Raw genomic sequence first — 18,985 nt, 5'->3', positions numbered from 1 at the left:
ATTTTATATACTTTACAGCACTATAAAAAGCAAACAGGAGAAAGAACAATATAAAAAAAAGAGACAATATCAAATTGTCTCTTTGATGCGCTCCAGGATGGGCTTGAACCAACGACCCCCTGATTAACAGTCAGGTGCTCTAACCAACTGAGCTACTGAAGCAGAATACTTATATCCTTTAAGCGATTGCAAAGGTACAGAGTTTTCTACTTTCTACCAAACTTTTTAGCAAAAAAATATCCTTTTAATGTGTTTTTTTCTAAAATGGATAATCAAAAGGTAGGTATCACAATATATATATGTACTTTTGCAGTACATATACCTATCACAATACACAATAACACAAAAATATGGTTTTGGTAAAGAAAAATATTAAATTATGAGAAAATATATTATATCATTAACATTATGCTTGCTTACACTCGGATTAGCAACTGCACAAACAAAAACAGACAAAGAGCACAACTTTAAAGTGGCTAAAAACATTGAAACATTTTCATCTATCTACAAATACTTAGATATGATGTATGTAGATACGCTAAATGCAGATGAGGTGGTAGGAAATAGTATTAACTATATGTTACGCTCACTCGACCCATACACTGTATATTACCCCGCTGAAAATGTTAAAGATCTTAACCTTATGATAACAGGAAAATATGCTGGAATAGGGGCTATAATACGATATGACTTAGCACTTAAACGCGTAACTATAGAAGAACCATATGAAAATATGCCTGCAGCAGAAGTAGGATTAAAGAAAGGAGATGTTTTGCTATCTATTGATAATATTGATATAAGAAACAAAGATACCAAGTTTGTTAGTGAACATCTGCGCGGAGACGCTGGCACAAGTTTTATTCTAAAGATTATAAGACCTACAAATAACAAAATAATAAAACTAAAAATTACACGTAAAATGATACAAATGCCAGCTGTACCATACTATGGATTACAGGAAAATGGTATAGGATATCTAAGCCTAAAACAATTTACTACCGAATGCTCTAAAGAGGTTAGAAGAGCTTTCATCGATATGAAAAACAAAGGAATGAAAAAGTTTGTACTCGATTTGCGTAACAATGGTGGTGGATCTTTACAAGAAGCTATAAACATCGTAAACATGTTTGTACCTAAAGGAATTACACTGGTTAAAAACTTAGGCAAACTAAAAAGTGCAAACAGAGAATATAAAACTACTGTAGAACCAATAGATACTGTTATGCCTATTGTTGTTTTAGTAAATGAAGAAACTGCCAGTTCAAGTGAAATTACAAGCGGCTGTCTACAAGATTTAGACCGAGCTGTAATATTAGGCACACGAACATACGGAAAAGGTTTGGTGCAAACTACTATAGACCTGCCTTATAATGGAAACTTAAAACTAACTACTGCTAAATATTACATACCAAGTGGCAGATGCATACAAGCCATTAACTATAAACATAATAAAGGAGGATACATGGAACACGTACCCGACTCACTTACAAGAGAGTTTCATACCCAAAAAGGACGTATAGTAAGAGATGGCGGAGGAATTAAGCCTGATATAGAAATAAAACCTGACTCACTACCTAACATCGCTTTTTATCTTGCATCTACAGGGCAAGATTCTACAGAGACTATGCATAACTGGGAAATGAAATACATTAAAAATCACCCTTATATAAGTGATGCAAAAACTTTCAATATTACAGATGCTGACTACAACGACTTCAAAGAAAGTGTTATAAAAAGTGGGTTTAAATATGATCGCGAAAGCAAAAAATATTTAGAACAGTTAGAAAAACTAACCAAATTTGAAGGCTATTACGAAGATGCAAAGCCTGAATTTGAAGCACTAAAGAAAAAGCTAAAGCACAACATAGCAAAAGACCTCGACTTTAATAGCAACATTTTAAGACAAATTTTAAGTGCTAACCTCGTGCGTGTGTACTATTATCAGCGAGGAGGAATAGAAAATTCTCTTCAGTGGGATAAGCAATGGAAAAAAGCTAAAGACATCTTAAACAACATCAAAGAGTACAACAACATTCTTAAAATAGCCAATTAACTATCATAAAAGACTTACTTTCATAGCATACTATAAAGCACCTCAAATGTGTAAATATAACCACATTTGAGGTGCTTTATTTGTCATAACAATAAACAAAAAAATATATATACAACACAAACGCTTACTCTTCACTGGCTTTTACAATAAAACATAATCCCTATACCACTTACATCATATAGGCTATTTGGTAAAATTACATGCTTTAGTAAGGCAGATTTTTTACTACCTTTACCAAGGGAAGCACCTTTTCCTTTAAGCACTATTATGGACTTCTCTTACAAATATCATAAACATCTACACCACAGCAACGTAGTTAACAGCTATACACCCATGAAATAATACCATAAAAATAGAGGCTTGCATCTAAAAATGCAAGCCTCCATAATATTATTTTAATATGAAGTTTTACTTCTGCTTTACAAAAGAATACTGCCCTGTAATATCATTGAAGTAAACAGTATAAGTACCTTTCTTGTACATTATATTATCATTACCTCCTGCTCCATAAGGGAATGTTTTACCACCCCAGTTATGAGCCCAGCTATTATCTGTAGCAAACTTTAATCCACCTTTATCAGGAGCATCTTCTTTAAGCTCTATGGTAGCCTTCCAATCATGGTTGTAATCTTTAGAACCTAAAGCTGTCATAGGAGTTTGGCTTTCTGGCTTCCATTGCTCTGCACCATAACTACCAGGAATAAACATCTTAGGATAAACAGATGTTGGAGCTGTACCCTTATACTCTTCTACTGTCAACTTCTCATTCTTAGTATCTAAAGTTACAGTATAATAGCCAGGTTTAGGTACCATTATATTACCACCATCTTTCTTCTTAAATTCACCAAAAGAACTACCCTGTCCAAACTGATCATCCCAATTGTTTAGATTCTTCTTTACTTTAAAACCTTTACCGTTCAAATATCCTGTCCAAGATATAACGCCTTTACCTGTCTTAGCATCATACTTATGATCGCCTAAAGGCAACAATGGGATATGATCACTCCAATTATGTTCACCAATACCATCACCTATCATATACCAAGTTTCAATAGGAGCTTTAGCAAGAGCTACATAATAAGGCTTAACCTTTATCATTATAGGCTTTGAAAATAAAGTATCACCTTCAAATACAGCAAAAGTACGAGCATAAAGGTCTAAGCTCCCAATAGGCTCCTTTTCAGAATAGCGCTTCAGTTCCTGAATAGCCTTAGCAAGCTCTTTCACTGCTACTGCATGATGTAATGAGTGAGTGTTTCCACCTACATTAGCATAATCGGCAATAACACTACCTTGATTATCTACCTTATCTGTAGCCAACTTCCATTTATTAGAAGCAGAAAACTGCATTCCATACTCTACTTCTGCCCTAAAACCATATTTTGGCTGCTCCCAAGTAAACTTTAAGCTGTCTTGAGTAGCTAAATCCACAACATAGTTAGCATATCCTGGAGTATTCAAAATAAACTCTTTAGGTGTTTGCAATGTAGGATTATCTTCCATATCCTTATCACAAGCAGAAAATAATGCAACACCTGCCAAAAGAGCTAAGGATGTTTTTAATATTGTCTTCATAATTAATTGTCTTTTAATGTTTAAAGTTATTTTATAAGCCATTATTAATAACCAGGATTCTGCTTAAGATTTTCAGCATTAGCATTTAGATCTGTAGTAGGTATTGCAAACAAATTTAAGTGTGCATCTATATTACGACCTTCCTTTACGCCGCCTTTCCATGCCCAGTTATAATTGTTATTACCACCATAGTATCCAAAACGAATAAGTGTTGTACGGCGTAACCCTTCAAAATAGAATTCTCTACTCCATTCATCACATATTTCTCTCATCGTATAACTATCCTTTTTCTCAGCATGAGCACGCTCACGCAAGTCGTTTAAATACTTAATACCATCAGCTGTAGGTGTATCATTATTAGCACGTGCTGTAGCTTCAGCATATATTAAATAAGCCTCAGCAGAACGCATTAAGAAGAAATCTGCATCTGAGAAAGTAGAACTAGATCCAGGAGTACCATCAGTTTTAAAGTTGTTAAATTTACAAACAGCATAACCATTAGTAAAGATTGCTACGCCATCTTTATTGTCTCCATTATCTAATTTTCTACCTTTTGCGTCGAAGATAGCACGGTCGTCTTTTGCTTTTTTAGGCATCTCACAAGCAGAAACTTCAGGTGCATTATCTTTTGGGAAAAACTTTTCTACAAGATCCTTACGCATACGGTTACCACCCCAACCTTGTGTTGTACCATTACCTGGTACTGATTCGCTCTTTACATGAACATTTGCATCGTTACAACCTGCTATTAAGAAAATAGTAGTAGCCCATGAAGTTGTCTTTAAACCATCTTGTAACACTGGTAATATGGCTTCTACAGATGAACCATTCTCGCCATTATCACCCATAAACAGTTGCTGATATGCCGTCCAACCATTCTTAGCTTCTCCAGTATAAAGTTTGTGAGGAGAATCAATTACTTTCTTAGCATACTCAGCTGCAGCATGCCAATCTGGTTTACCTGTATAAACTTCAGCATTTAGATATAAACGTGCTAACAATAACCATGCTGCTGTCTTATCTACTCTACCGTATTCAGGATCAGTAGATGTTTTTACTTTAGGCTCGCTTAGCTTTGGTTCTACCTCATTTTTGAGCTCTTCTAACAGCCATTTATAAAGCTCGGCACGCTCTACACGCTTTGGCTTTTCACTAGATATTTCTGTAGAAAATGGCACATTTCCCCAGCCATTTAGTAAATAAAAATATTCCAAAGCACGAATAAAACGTACTTCTGCTGTCATTGTAGCATCATGAGTTCCAAAATCTTTCAAATATTGATTACAGAAAGTAATACCTGTTGTCAATCGATAATAGAAACCACGGAGCATAGGGTGAGATGCATCATAGCTGTTAAAATTGAAGTTAGCAATACCTTCATCTCCCCATGCACATATAGCCTCATCAGTGGTAAGCTCTTCAGAATTGAATAGCTGACGTACAAATCCACTGGTACCACCATCAATACCATCTACATCGCAATCGCCAGTAGCACCACCATTACCAGCTAAGGCTAAGTTAGCATAACACTTATTGAAAGCTGCATCAGCACTAATCTTTTCTTTTGTTTTTAGGTTTGGATCTTTTGGTGTAACATTTAAATCACCTACACAACTAACCAATCCTACTGTCATCAACAAAAATGATGCAGAAAATATATGTTTAAAATTAATCTTCATAGTTATATTTATTTTTATTCTCTATTTTTTCTATAAGCTAATTAAAAATTCAAGTTAAGACCCATTATAATAGAGAATGGACGTGGATATAGATTGTTATCAATACCATTATAAACTTCAGGATCTATACCATCATATTGAGTTACAGTAAACACATTATTAGCTGTTAGATATACACGCCCTGATAGCTTATTACACTTTCTGCTTGGGAATAAGTTGCTAAAAGAATAGCCTAAAGTAATATTATCCAACTTTAAGAAAGATGCGTTTTGTACCCAACGATCTGACAAAATAGCTTTTGTATCATAAGACTGCCAGTTGAAAGGAACATTATAAGAAGGACGATTATAAAGAACTTTATCTTGGAAGAAGATGTTACTCTTAGCCATACTTTCTGCAGAAGAGAACATATCAGTATAAACATAATTACCAATACTTGCTCTAAGGGCAAACCCTAAGTCCCAGTTTTTATATTCTGCACGAGAAGCAAAACCCATAGTAACAGGAGCTGCAGGTGATTTATAATAATACTTATCATCATCAGTTATCTGCCCGTCTTTGTTACGATCGACAACCACACCTTCTATAGGCTTACCATTTTTATCATAAGCTTGTTGGAAAACATGGAAAGCATTGATAGTATTACCTACGTGTTGTCCTTGTATATTGTTAGCATTACCAGCCTTAATACCACCAGTAGGAACAAAATATTTAGGATCATTGCTACCATTAAGATTTAGTATTTTGTTATCGTTATATGTTATGTTGTAATCCATAGTCCAGTTAAAATCCTTCTGGCTTACAGCTAACCAATGTATAGTAGCCTCAATACCAGTATTACGCATAGACCCGATATTGCTCAACACAGTGTTTTTAAAGTTTTGTAAAGCAGCTACAGTAGTTACGTTTAGCAGATCGGTAGTTTTACGATAGTACCAATCAATAGTTCCTGTTAGGTGCTGTCCTAAGACACCCCAATCTAAACCAACATTATAAGAAGTAGTAGTTTCCCATTTCAAGTCTGGATTATAAGCTTCAGGACGAGCTAAAGATCCATCACCTGTTATTTTATAGAAAGAATCAGCACCTTTATTTAAACCATATACAGCAAAATAGCTATAATCTCCGATACCTTCTTGCTGACCTGTCTTACCCCAAGATAGACGTAGTTTTAAGTCGGATAACCATTTAGTATCCTTTAAGAAAGCCTCGTCTTTCATCTTCCAAGCAAAAGCGAAAGAAGGGAATAATGCCCAATGCTGTCTAAAGCGAGAAGATCCATCTTCACGAACAGTAGCAGTAAACATATAACGACCATCCATTAAAGAGTAGTTAGCACGTCCAAAGAAAGATACTAAGAAGTTTTCTGTTTCATATAATTTATTATTTTCATTTATCTTCTTCAATTCTGAGTCTTTAATATCTTTTGGATCTTTTCCACCATAAATTCTGTTTGTTCTTGGGTATATACCATAAAAAGAGCTTTTCTGATTATGCCAGAAATGTGCCCATTCATAACCACCCATAACATCAACATGTTGCTTTAGTTTATCATTGAAATCGTGGAAATACTGAGCATACATAGACAATTGAGAGTTAACTTTCTCTTGTTTTTCCCATCCATGTGAACCATAATAAACAGCCTGTGGAGAAGCAGGGTCAACATCTGTCCATTGCTTACCATACGCTTTATCTATACCTGCAGTAAGGTGTAAGCGCAAGTCTTCAAAGCCATGTACTTTATAGTCGATATCTGCACTACCTAAGAAGTCTCTACTAATAGCACGGTCGTTTTTAAGATCAAGAATAGACATTGGGTTTTTTGTACCCAAAAAATAACAAGTTTTAGCCCAAGTAGGATCATTTAAAGCATCACCATTATCTAACCATTGGAAATATCCTTTAAAGTTTTTATAATCATCAGCTTTTGACATTATAGCCTGTGTAGGATCAAACATACGTGCAGCGCCTATAGCATCACCATCAGCATAACGATTTCTTGTCCACATAACCTTTGCATTCAAGTTAACACGTAAATGGTCTTGAAAGAAAGAAGGGTTCAAATTAAGAGCCCCTGTAAAACGCTCAAAATTACTTGTCTTAATAACACCATCTTGATTAGTAAAACCTGTACTAACGCGGAAAGGTAAACGCGAAGCTATAGTGCCTGAAACAGCTACATTATGATCATGTCCTAATGCTGTGCGCTGTATTTCTCTCTGCCAGTCGGTATTAGCTTTACCTAAAACGCCATAAGCCTTGCTATCTTTACCAAAAAGCCCTTCAATGAACTTACGATATTCGTTGCCATCCATTACTTTAAGGTTATTATGTACCATACTAACCGTCATGCTACCATTATAAGATACCTTTAAGCCTTTACGTCCTTTCTTTGTTGTAATAATGATAACACCATTAGAACCACGCGAACCATAAATAGCTGTAGCAGATGCATCTTTTAACACATTGAACGACTCAATATCCTGTGGGTTAACCAAAGATAAAGGATTGCTAACACCCTTTATACCAGTTTGGTCCATTGCCACACCATCAATAACTATTAATGGATTGTTTGAAGCATTGAGCGAAGAGCCACCACGCACACGAATAGTAGCACCACTACCAGGTGCACCACCGTCACTAACGACATTCACACCAGCTACCTTACCTGCTAACATATCCTGTGGATTAACCACAAGACCTTTATTTTTAGCATCTGGTTTCAATGCAGCTACCGAACCTGTCAAATCACTCTTCTTAACAGCACCGTAACCGATAACCACAACTTCGTTCATCTGCTTAGCAACATCTTCTTTCATTACTAAATTAAGCCCATCAGAAGCATTTACATGCTGCTTTTTAAAGCCAATGTAAGAAATAGTAAGTGGCGTACCTGGAGCCACATTCAAAACAAAGTTACCATCGATATCGGTGGTTGTACCCTTAGAAGTACCATCAACAATAATTGATGCGCCTATGATAGGCTCACCAGAAGCATCTTTTACATGTCCCTTGATTGTTGATTGCGCAAAAGCGCTAGCAGAAATAACCAACCCCATTATTATGGAGGCTAATCTACTAGGAAAGTTAAACTTACCCTTTTTCATCTTGTTGTCTTTAAGTTATTGTTATTTTATTATTGTAGTAATCTTACTTAGACTGTAGTAGTAATAAGGATCATAAAAGATCTATATCTACTGCAAAGATATACAAGGGGGCAATATTAATATTCATTTTCATCTAACTATTTCTGTTTTTACATGTGCAATCGTTTGCATAGTTAAAATATAATAAAGCATTTGACATGCGTCAATGACTATAACTAATTTATGTATTTTTGTCATGGCTTTATGATAAAGCTCTAAATAACGCAGAACCGTATGACCAAACAGGCTAAAGTCACAATGAAAGATATTGCAAAGAACCTCGGAGTATCCGTGGCTACGGTATCGCGTGCTCTAAAAAACAATCCACGCATTTCAACGGAAAAGCGCGAAATGATAAAGCAATATGCTTACGAGCATAATTTCACTCCCAATATCTTAGCAGAAAACTTACGCAAAAACAGGCTTAAGACAATGCGTGTTATAGGTGTCATTCTGCCTCAATGTACGCATTATTATTTTTCTTCTATTCTTTCCGGCATAGAAGAAGTTTCCTTTCAACGTGGCTATTTGCTAATAGTAGCCCAAAGTAATGAAGACTTTGACAGGGAGGTTAGCATCTGCCAATCGTTTATAAAGATACAGGTATGTGGTGTTATCGTATCTCAATCGAAGCATACTACTAATGCTAATCATTTCAAACAATTATTAGCAAACGATATTCCTCTTGTGTTTTTCGACAGAATTAGTACCAGTATAAAGGCAAGTATGGTAGTAGTAGACGACTATATGGGGACGTTTACTGCTGTTACACACCTTATAAATACGGGTTGTAAACGCATAGCTTTTTATGGTACAACTGTAGATTTAGAAATAGGTAAGAATCGTTATAATGGTTATCACGATGCTTTGCGTAAGCATGGATTGTCTATAGATAAGGCTTATATTAAGCGATGCGACAATCGTGAAGATGCCGAAGCTATAACCCCTTCCTTGTTAAATCTTCCTTCTCCCCCTGATGCTTTCTTTGCAGTCAATGACGATACAGCCATAGGCATTCTTTACGTTTGTAAGCATTTGGGGTATAAGATTCCTGAAGATATTTCCATTTGCGGTTTCACCAATGGTCAGCGCGCTATAGCTTGCGACCCTATGCTCACGACAGTGGAGCAACGTGGAGTAAAAGTAGGTGAAGAGGCTGCTAACATCTTAATAGATAAAGTAGAAGGTATCATACCAAAAGACAGAGTAGAAAAGCGCATTATTCGTACTCGCTTAATACTTCGAGGAACGACAAAGCGTCTTAACGACTCTATTACAAACAAATAAGAAAACAAATATAATATAAAGAAAACAAATAAAACTATCATGAATCAGAAACCTAATCTTAGTTTTTGGCAATTATGGAACCTTAGCTTTGGCTTCTTTGGAGTGCAGATAGCATACTCTTTGCAGAGTGCTAATATCTCACGTATTTTTGCCACTCTTGGTGCCGATCCTCACAATCTTAGTTATTTTTGGGTACTTCCTCCTCTTATGGGTATCTTAGTGCAGCCCATAGTAGGTACTCTATCCGACAAGACGTGGACACGCTTTGGGCGTCGCATACCTTATTTATTTATTGGTGCAGCAGCCGCAGTTCTTGTGATGTGTCTGCTTCCTAATGCAGGTTCTTTTGGTATGGCTATAAGCACTGCGATGGTGTTTGGGCTTGTTGCGCTTATGTTTCTTGACACAAGTATTAATATGGCCATGCAACCATTTAAGATGTTAGTGGGCGATATGGTAAATGAAGAGCAAAAAGGGTTGGCATATTCCATTCAGAGCTTCCTTTGCAATGCAGGCTCTATAGTGGGCTTTGTGTTCCCTTTCTTCTTTACTTTTATAGGCATTGCTAACACTGCCCCAAACGGTATAGTTCCCGATTCGGTAGTCTATTCCTTTTATATAGGTGCAGCTATTCTTATACTTTGTGTATTATATACCACTGCGAAGGTTAAAGAAATGCCCCCTAAGGAATATGCTAAATACCATAATATAAATACAGAAGAGAATGAAAATAAGACTAATTGGATTACTTTACTAAAAAATGCTCCTGCCACTTTTTGGAAAGTGGGATTAGTACAATTCTTTAGCTGGTTTGCTTTTATGTATATGTGGACTTATACTAACGGTACTGTAGCTGCCAACTGCTGGGGTGTAAACATGTTAGCAAAAAACGCAACCAGTACTATTGGATATCAGGAAGCAGGCAACTGGGTAGGCATTCTCTTTGCCATTCAGTCTATAGGTTCGGTAGCTTGGGCTATGGTACTACCACAGTTTAAAAACCGCAAAACAGCTTATGGGCTATCTTTACTTATTGGGGCTGTGGGCTTTGCTATGACTGCATTTGTAAATAATCAATATTTTATGTTCGTTCCTTTTATCCTTATAGGTTGCGCTTGGGCTGCAATTCTTGCAATGCCTTTTACTTTCGTTACAAACGCCTTGGAAGGTTACGGACATATGGGTGCTTACCTTGGTTTGTTTAATGGAACAATATGCATACCACAAATCATTGCTGCACTAATGGGAGGTGTTCTCTTGTCAGCTGTAGGATCAAGACAAGACTATATGATGATAGTTGCAGGAGTAGCGTTAGCACTGGGAGCATTAAGCGTTAGCATAATAAAAGAACATAAAACAAAGAAATAAACTAAAACAACAGCTCATTTCTTATATGGCAAAAGATTATATTTTTTACATAAAGAAATATAGTTTACAACATAAAAAGATAAGCTCTTTAAAATAAAAATAGATTAAAAATAAAGGAAAAATAGATTAAAAATGAAAAGAAAATAAATTATTTTTCTTGTAGCATAAATATCTTTTATATATTTAAAAGGGTATTAAGCTTTACCTTAAAGGTAATATTTTACCAACAGGTATATAATCTCTTTAGAAACAACATTCTACTAACAACATAACTTAACAGCACAAGTAAAAAGAATATGAAGATACAATTTAATATAGAGTATAGCACTTTTTACGGGCAGGATATTATTCTCAACCTTGTTACTAACAAGCATAAAGGAGAATTAGAAACAGCCCAATACAGAATGCACACCACAGATGGATATCATTGGAGCGTAGAGATAAATAAAGACTTAACTCCTGATACCACCTTAGAATATTTTTATAGCTTAGAGGAAGGTGATAGAGAAACACGTCGTGAATGGGCAGTATTACTGCATCGTGTGGAATTTTCTGCAGAACAAGCCAACACCTATCACGTTTACGATCATTGGAATGTTATACCAGAGAATGCTTTCCTTTATAGCTCTGCAGTTACCAATTGCGTGTTTAACAAAGAGCAGGAAAAGGTTAAGAAGCAAAAGTATAACAAAACTATTACATTAAAAGTGCGTGCCCCACAGCTTGGGACAGGAGATGTGCTAAACATATCTGGCTCTAATCCTTTACTTGGAGCATGGAATGTTAAGAAGGCTTTGCCTATGACACAACATAATATCAACGAATGGGTTATAGACATTAATGCCACTACTCTGCTACCTGGCAGCTTAGACTTTAAGTTCTTTGTAAGTAACAAAGAAAAGAAAAACTATACTCTTTGGGAAAATCGCAACAACCGAACCATAGACGTGATGCCTATGGAAGATGGTCATACTGTTGTTATAGAACTGGAAGAGGCTGATTTTTCTATGCCTCCTGTTCGTGTTGCAGGCACGTTAGTACCCGTATTCTCACTACGTTCTAACAATAGCTTTGGTATAGGCGACTTTGGCGACCTAAAGAAAATGATAGATTGGGTAAGCCTTACAAAACAACGTGCCTTACAAATACTACCTATCAACGACACTACTATTACTCATACATGGACAGACTCTTACCCATACTCATGTATATCTATCTTTGCACTTCATCCACAATATGCTGACCTTACACAACTTCCAGCACTCAAAGACGCAAAGAAAAAGAAACAATACGAAACCGTGCGCAAAGAGCTTAACGCACTTTCACAAATAGACTATGAGCGTGTAAACAACACCAAAACTGCTTATCTACACGATATCTTTGAGCAAGAAGGCAAAAAGACTTTAGAAAGCAAAAAGTTTAAAGATTTCTTTAAAGAAGAACAAGAGTGGTTAGTACCTTATGCACAATACTGCTCGTTAAGAGAAAAGTTTGGCACTGCCGATTTTTCTAAATGGGAAACTAACAAACAATGGAACGAAGCAGATCGCAACGCACTTACCTCTCCAAAAGAAGAAGCTTTCAAAGAGGTATGTTTCTATTATTACGTACAGTTTGTATTAAGCACACAGCTAAAAGAAGTACATGAGTATGCACAAGCACATAACGTAATACTCAAAGGAGATATTCCTATTGGCGTAAACCGCTATGGTTGCGATGTATGGACAGAACCACGCTACTTTAATTTAAACGGACAAGCAGGTGCTCCACCTGACGATTTTTCTATAAACGGACAAAACTGGGGCTTCCCAACCTATAACTGGGACGAAATGATAAAAGATAATTGCAGATGGTGGGTAAGACGTTTTCAAAATATGTCAAAATACTTTGATGCTTATCGCATAGATCATGTACTTGGCTTTTTCCGTATTTGGGAAATACCTATACACTCCGTACACGGATTATTAGGACAATTCTCACCTGCATTAGGTATGAGCCGTGAGGAAGTGGAAGGATATGGACTAAAATGGCAAGAAGAATTCTTCACCGAGCCTTTTATAACCGACTGGATTTTAGATCGTATCTTTGGCGAACACGCTAACGAAGTGCGTAATAAATATATAGAGCCATTATGGGGCGACAGATATAAAATGCGCGAAGCATTTAACACACAACGTAAAGTGGAGGAAGCATTTAAAGGCAAAGAAACCCCTACAGATATATGGATTAGAGATGGGCTCTATGCCCTTATAAGCAACGTCCTTTTTGTACGTGACCACAAAAACTGGCATTTGTTCCACCCACGCATTACAGCACAGCTATCACTAATATATGAGAGCTTATACGACTGCGATAAAGATACCTTTAACCGATTATACAACGATTACTACTATCGCCGTAACAATCAGTTCTGGTATCAAGAAGCTATGAAGAAGCTACCAAAACTAATAAACGCTACACGTATGTTAGTATGTGCAGAAGATTTAGGAATGGTACCAGACTGTGTGGCATGGGTAATGAACGAATTAAAAATACTAAGTTTAGAAATTCAGAGCATGCCAAAAGACCCTAAGGTAAGATTTGGATATTTAGCACAAAACCCATACCGTAGCGTAAGCACTATTTCTACACACGATATGTCTACCTTAAGACAATGGTGGGACGAAGATTGGGATCGTGCACAGGCTTATTTTAATGGTATGTTACAACAAGGAGGACCTGCTCCACACCCACTACCAGGCTGGTTAGCACGAGATATAGTAAGCCGACACCTCAACTCACCTTCTATGCTTTGCATCTTAGGAATACAAGACTGGATGAGTATAGACGAACAGCTTAGGCTTAAAGATGCCAATGCCGAACGCATCAATGTCCCTGCTAATCCTAAACATTATTGGCGATACAGAATGCATATAAGTATAGAAGAACTAATGAATAGACACGATTTCACCAGTAACATAGTAGACTTAGTATGCTCGTCATATAGATAATAACAAAGAAGATTTCGGTACCTTTAAAGGTATCGAAATCTTTAGCAAATAAAAAACATGAAAATAAAACATTACTTTACTGCTGCATTAATTGCATTTTTACTATCAACAGAAGTAAAAGCGCAAACAGTTTTCAACGAGGTAAATTATACTAAAGAAGCTACTACCTTCTGTCTTAACGCACCTTCTAAACCTGTAATACGTCTTTACAAAGACGGGCTATCAGGTAAAGCATATAAAAAGATAAAGATGACAAAGGCAGGAAAAGACCGCTGGACAGCCACCGTAAAAGGCGATCTGAATGGTGTTTTCTACACTTTCAATATAGGCAAAGGAGAAACACCTGGAGTTTTCGCTAAAGCTGTGGGTGTTAATGGGGTACGTGGAGCTATAATTGACCTTAAGAACACTAATCCCATAGGCTGGGAACAAGATAAAAGAGTAACCACAAACAACTTTGCCGACTTAATAATCTACGAAATGCATCATAGAGATTTTTCTATAGATGCCTCATCAGGATTAGTTCATAAAGGAAAATATCTTGCCTTAACAGAAAAGAAAGCTATTAACTATCTAAAGGAATTAGGTATTAACGCCGTACACATATTACCATCGTTCGACTATGCTTCTGTAGACGAAACAAAGCCTAACATTCCACAATATAACTGGGGATACGACCCTCTAAACTACAATGTGCCAGAAGGAAGCTACTCATACGATGCCACACAGCCTGCAAGGCGTATCATAGAATTTAAACAAATGGTACAAGCTCTACATAAAGCTGGCATACGCGTAATCTTAGATGTTGTATATAACCACACCATGGACATTGATAATAGCAATTTTGAACGTACATATCCTAAAGCTTATTATCGCTATAATGAAAACGGAACTCCATGCAATGGCTCTGGCTGCGGTAACGAAACAGCGAGCGAAAAGCCACTCATGCACCAATTTATCTTAGAAAGCGTAAAATACTGGGCTAAAGAATATCACATCGATGGATTCAGATTCGACCTCATGGGAGTACATGATATCAACACTATGAACGAAGTACGCAAACAATTATCAGCTATAGATCCTCAAATATTTATTTATGGCGAAGGCTGGAGTGCTGGTAAATGTGGACTTCCTACAGAACAATTGGCTGTAAAGGCTAACATGACCAAACTTCCTAACATTGCTGCCTTCTCTGACGAATTAAGAGATGCCTTACGTGGACCATTCTCCGATGATCATCAAGCAGGATTTCTTGGAAGAATAAAAGGCTTGGAAGAAAGCATCAAAGCAGGTATAGCAGGCTTTATAAGTCACCCTCAAATAGACTACTCTAAGGTAAATTACACTAAACGTCCATGGGCTATTCAGCCTACACAAATGATATCTTATGTAAGTTGCCACGATGATATGTGCCTTGTAGATCGTATCAAATCATCAATACCTGAAGCACAATATGACCAAGAAGAACTAATAAGATTAGACAAATTGGCTCAAACAGCAGTCTTCACTTCGCAAGGAATACCTTTCATGTTATCCGGAGAAGAAATGTTAAGAGATAAGAAAGGTGTACACAATTCGTATAATTCACCCGACTCTATAAATCACCTTAATTGGAATAACCTGAAAACTTATCCTGATGTTTTCAATTATTATAAAGGACTAATAGCACTTAGAAAGGCTCATAAAGCTTTCCGTTTAGGTGATGCTAACTTAGTACGTAAGCACTTAGAATTCCTACCTTCACAAGACTGTTTAGTGGCTTTCCACTTAAAAAATCATGCAGGTGGCGATAAATGGAAAGACATTTACGTTATACTAAATGGTAGTAACGATCTGAAATCGGTACAGATTCCTGATGGTACTTACACCATTGTGTGTGCAAATGGACAAATAAACGAAAAAGGATTAGGAGAGATGCAAGGAGGAGAAGTAATGATTGACAGACAATCAGCACTGATTTTACACAACTAAATAAATAAAAAAGTAACAATTTGTATAAAGTATACTAATAGTTAAAGTAAAAATAACATTATCATTACTTATATATGCGAAATAACAACTTTAACGACTAACGAAAAAAAGAAATAACATTTAAAACAACACTTTATTATTATAATTATGAAAAAAAGACTATTCATAATCGCAATAACAAGTATGATATTGCTAACTAACAACTCTATGGCGCAGAAAAAAGCCTACATAGACAAGATAGAGCCTACTAACTGGTATGCTGGAATGAACGATCCTTCATTACAACTTATGGTTTATGGCAAGGGAATAAAAACTGCAAATGTTAAAATAGATGGTTGCAACGCACAGCTCGACTCTATTGTTCGTTTAGACTCACCAAACTATCTCTTCCTATACCTAAACCTTTCACAGGCTAAGGCAGGAATGATAAAACTACACTTTAACAACAAAGGAAAGAAAATAACCATTCCTTACGAGCTGAAAACACGTCAAATGGCAGGTGCAGACCACAAGGGGTTTGATAATAGCGATGTGCTTTATATGCTTATGCCAGATAGGTTCGCTAACGGAAATCCTAAAAACGATATTGTAAAAGGTATGCGAGACCAGTTCTGCGACAGAAAAGCTCCAAGCCTAAGGCATGGAGGTGATCTCGCAGGTATTCGCCAACACCTCGATTACTTCAAACAATTAGGCGTAACTGCACTATGGTTTACCCCTGTGCTGGAAAATGATATGCCTGCAGATAACGGCACTAACAGTTCGTATCACGGATATGCTACAACAAACTACTATAAAGTAGATCCTCGCTTTGGAACAAACGAAGAATACCGTAGCCTCATAGAAGAAGCTCATAAAAAAGGCTTAAAGGTAGTTATGGACATGATATTTAACCATTGTGGAAGCTATCACCCTTGGAACGAAGATGCACCTTCAAAAGATTGGTTTAACAACCCTCATTACGGACTTCAAACATCTTACAAACTCAATTCTATATTAGATCCTTACGCAAGTAAAGTGGATTTTGAAGAAACTACTAATGGCTGGTTTGTACAAAATATGCCAGATCTTAATCAAAAAAATCCACATGTCATGAAATATCTTACACAAAACTCGCAATGGTGGATAGAGTATGCTGGTATTGATGGCATAAGAATGGATACATATCCATATGCAGATCGTGATGCAATGGCTCAGTGGATGAAATCTATTAACACTGAATATCCTAATTTCAACACCGTTGGAGAAACTTGGTGTATAGAACCTGCATACACTGCTTCATGGCAAAAAGACAGCAAATTAAATAATAAAAACAGCTATCTTAAAACTGTTATGGACTTCGCTTTCTTCGATCGCATAAACAAAATAAAGCACGAAGAAACCAACCAATGGGAAAGTGGATTCGCGGGAATATACAATACCTTAGGACTCGACTTTCTATACGCTAACCCAAGTAACGTACTTGCGTTCATAGAAAATCATGATACTGACCGTTTCTTAGGTAATGGAAAAGATTCTACAGCCTTAAAACAAGCATATGCCTTGCTACTAACCATGAAACGCATTCCACAGCTTTATTATGGCACAGAAATACTTATGAACGGTACAAAGAACATTACTGATGGATATGTTCGTTGCGATTTCCCCGGTGGTTTTGCAGGAGATGCTAAAAACAAATTTACCAAAGAAGGACGAACTGATGCAGAAAACGCTATGTTTGACTGGACTTCAAGATTACTTCACTGGAGAAAAGGCAACGAGATCATAAGCAAAGGTACACAAACCCAGTTTGTTCCTCTGAACGGAATATATGTTTTAGTGCGTCAATATGGTGGAAAAACTGCTATGACCATAGAAAATGGTAACAGAAAAGAAGCTCAACTTCAAGTTAAACACTATGCTGAAATAATAAAGAAAGCTACTACTGCTACAGATATTCTTACAGGACAAAAAGTGGATCTTACAAAAAATATCACACTTCCACAAAGAGGTGTTATGGTGTTAGCTTTCTAAACAAAGAAAAAAAACTTTATCTCTTTAAAATAAAGAAGAAATATATAAAACTAATAAAATAAGATTTTCCTTTTATATTTCTATTAGTTAAAACTAAAATATCACACAAACATTGCTCGAAGCCCTTACAAAAGAATAGGACTTCGAGCTTTATTTCCAAGCATAAAGATAAATAAAATACAATCTTTTACTACTATTCTTGCAGCATAAAAAAAGGCTAAGCATACGTTAATTATCAATGCTCAGCCTTTTGCTATATAATTATTTATGTAGTTTTTGTTTTATAATTCTAATTCCAATCCTATCATAAGCTCTTCAGGTGCAAAACGTAACCCAAAACCGCTTTCACCTATATTAGGCTCTTCCCCACTATGATAGTTATCACGAAAGCCTGCAAATCCCATTCTTAAGCAAAGGCATAAACCTTCTGTTAGATCTATACAAGCACCCGGACGCAACCCTATTTCAAAGCCTTTGCGTTTAGTTTTATCCCAATCTAATGCTACACCACCATCTAAAAACAGGTTAAACGGACCTTTATGGACATAATACCAACGTGCAAAGGGAGATAGCTTAAAAGATGTAGATGTGGTATTAGTATTATATTCTTTTTCATGTTGATAACCCAAGAGTAATCCTATACCCCATGTCTCATTAAATTGATAACCCATTTCAGGACATAAATCAAGCTTAACCGTCTTATCATTAGCCCAAAAAGTTATAGCACCACCTAAAAACATTTTAGCAGAATCCTCTTTTTCATGCTTTTTTAATGTATTAGGAAAATACTCTTGCGCATAAGAACTCATTGTAAGACACAATAGTATTGCAAAAAACTATTCTTTTCGTTTTGATTTTATTCTTATTTTATTCTTATATTGTAAAATTCTGTGCAAAGTTATC

10 protein-coding genes and 1 tRNA gene are annotated in these 18,985 nt (G+C 36.3%); 6 read left to right on the top strand and 5 right to left on the bottom strand.

Features of this window, described 5'->3' with window-relative positions; genetic code table 11:
• Window positions 1-88 precede the first annotated feature (88 nt).
• Window positions 89-162: transfer RNA gene (locus HMPREF9018_RS09235), tRNA-Asn, on the bottom strand.
• 217 nt (window positions 163-379) lie between these two features.
• On the opposite strand from HMPREF9018_RS09235, the gene HMPREF9018_RS09230 reads away from it, so the two are divergent.
• Entirely contained in the window at window positions 380-2,053 is a 1,674-nt protein-coding gene (locus HMPREF9018_RS09230; RefSeq protein ID WP_008450845.1) for a S41 family peptidase, read from the top strand.
• A gap of 408 nt (window positions 2,054-2,461) precedes the next feature.
• Here the strand turns inward: HMPREF9018_RS09230 and HMPREF9018_RS09225 are convergent, their stop codons facing one another.
• From HMPREF9018_RS09225 to HMPREF9018_RS09215, 3 genes are read right to left on the bottom strand one after another with little or no spacing between them, the layout of a single operon-like run.
• Window positions 2,462-3,628, bottom strand: coding sequence for a SusE domain-containing protein (locus tag HMPREF9018_RS09225; protein WP_008450834.1), 1,167 nt, complete (start codon window positions 3,626-3,628; stop codon window positions 2,462-2,464).
• 44 nt (window positions 3,629-3,672) lie between these two features.
• Window positions 3,673-5,307 carry a RagB/SusD family nutrient uptake outer membrane protein gene (locus HMPREF9018_RS09220; RefSeq protein WP_008450859.1) on the bottom strand — a complete coding sequence of 545 codons (1,635 nt, stop codon included), beginning with the start codon at window positions 5,305-5,307 and terminating at the stop codon, window positions 3,673-3,675.
• A gap of 41 nt (window positions 5,308-5,348) precedes the next feature.
• Window positions 5,349-8,414 carry a SusC/RagA family TonB-linked outer membrane protein gene (locus HMPREF9018_RS09215; RefSeq protein ID WP_008450783.1) on the bottom strand — a complete coding sequence of 1,022 codons (3,066 nt, stop codon included), beginning with the start codon at window positions 8,412-8,414 and terminating at the stop codon, window positions 5,349-5,351.
• A gap of 273 nt (window positions 8,415-8,687) precedes the next feature.
• Here HMPREF9018_RS09215 and HMPREF9018_RS09210 point away from each other — a divergent pair, with 273 nt between their 5' ends.
• The 5 genes from HMPREF9018_RS09210 (at window position 8,688) to HMPREF9018_RS09190 (ending at window position 18,082) form a co-directional block, all read left to right on the top strand.
• Complete coding sequence (locus tag HMPREF9018_RS09210) at window positions 8,688-9,740, top strand: LacI family DNA-binding transcriptional regulator (RefSeq protein WP_008450829.1); 1,053 nt, start codon at window positions 8,688-8,690, stop codon at window positions 9,738-9,740.
• Between the two features lie 39 nt (window positions 9,741-9,779).
• Window positions 9,780-11,108: an SLC45 family MFS transporter gene (locus tag HMPREF9018_RS09205; protein WP_008450816.1), complete on the top strand. Its 1,329-nt coding sequence runs from the start codon at window positions 9,780-9,782 to the stop codon at window positions 11,106-11,108.
• A gap of 296 nt (window positions 11,109-11,404) precedes the next feature.
• Window positions 11,405-14,098 carry a 4-alpha-glucanotransferase gene (locus HMPREF9018_RS09200; protein ID WP_008450798.1) on the top strand — a complete coding sequence of 898 codons (2,694 nt, stop codon included), beginning with the start codon at window positions 11,405-11,407 and terminating at the stop codon, window positions 14,096-14,098.
• Window positions 14,099-14,155: 57 nt separating this feature from the next.
• Window positions 14,156-16,069: a type I pullulanase gene (gene pulA, locus HMPREF9018_RS09195; protein ID WP_008450824.1), complete on the top strand. Its 1,914-nt coding sequence runs from the start codon at window positions 14,156-14,158 to the stop codon at window positions 16,067-16,069.
• Between the two features lie 183 nt (window positions 16,070-16,252).
• Entirely contained in the window at window positions 16,253-18,082 is a 1,830-nt protein-coding gene (locus HMPREF9018_RS09190; RefSeq protein ID WP_008450788.1) for a glycoside hydrolase family 13 protein, read from the top strand.
• Between the two features lie 281 nt (window positions 18,083-18,363).
• Here the strand turns inward: HMPREF9018_RS09190 and HMPREF9018_RS09185 are convergent, their stop codons facing one another.
• The gene (locus HMPREF9018_RS09185; protein WP_008450781.1) at window positions 18,364-18,891 is read right to left on the bottom strand and encodes a membrane protein; all 528 of its coding nucleotides are present in this window, start codon (window positions 18,889-18,891) and stop codon (window positions 18,364-18,366) included.
• Between the last annotated feature and the right edge of the window lie 94 nt (window positions 18,892-18,985).

Source organism: Prevotella amnii CRIS 21A-A, from assembly GCF_000177355.1.
GTDB classification, from domain to species: domain Bacteria; phylum Bacteroidota; class Bacteroidia; order Bacteroidales; family Bacteroidaceae; genus Prevotella; species Prevotella amnii.
The sequence above is the reverse complement of the archived record's forward strand: the minus strand, read 5'-3'. Positions and strand labels throughout refer to the sequence as shown.

Bases quoted from the DNA above. Each gene is read 5' to 3' on its own strand.
- HMPREF9018_RS09205 (WP_008450816.1), top strand. From the start codon at position 9,780: ATGAATCAGAAACCTAATCTTAGTTTTTGGCAATTATGGAACCTTAGC.
- HMPREF9018_RS09190 (WP_008450788.1), top strand. From the start codon at position 16,253: ATGATATTGCTAACTAACAACTCTATGGCGCAGAAAAAAGCCTACATA.
- HMPREF9018_RS09220 (WP_008450859.1), bottom strand. From the start codon at position 5,307: ATGAAGATTAATTTTAAACATATATTTTCTGCATCATTTTTGTTGATG.
- HMPREF9018_RS09230 (WP_008450845.1), top strand. From the start codon at position 380: ATGAGAAAATATATTATATCATTAACATTATGCTTGCTTACACTCGGA.
- HMPREF9018_RS09185 (WP_008450781.1), bottom strand. From the start codon at position 18,891: ATGAGTTCTTATGCGCAAGAGTATTTTCCTAATACATTAAAAAAGCAT.
- HMPREF9018_RS09210 (WP_008450829.1), top strand. From the start codon at position 8,688: ATGACCAAACAGGCTAAAGTCACAATGAAAGATATTGCAAAGAACCTC.
- HMPREF9018_RS09215 (WP_008450783.1), bottom strand. From the start codon at position 8,414: ATGAAAAAGGGTAAGTTTAACTTTCCTAGTAGATTAGCCTCCATAATA.
- HMPREF9018_RS09225 (WP_008450834.1), bottom strand. From the start codon at position 3,628: ATGAAGACAATATTAAAAACATCCTTAGCTCTTTTGGCAGGTGTTGCA.
- HMPREF9018_RS09200 (WP_008450798.1), top strand. From the start codon at position 11,405: ATGAAGATACAATTTAATATAGAGTATAGCACTTTTTACGGGCAGGAT.
- pulA (WP_008450824.1), top strand. From the start codon at position 14,156: ATGAAAATAAAACATTACTTTACTGCTGCATTAATTGCATTTTTACTA.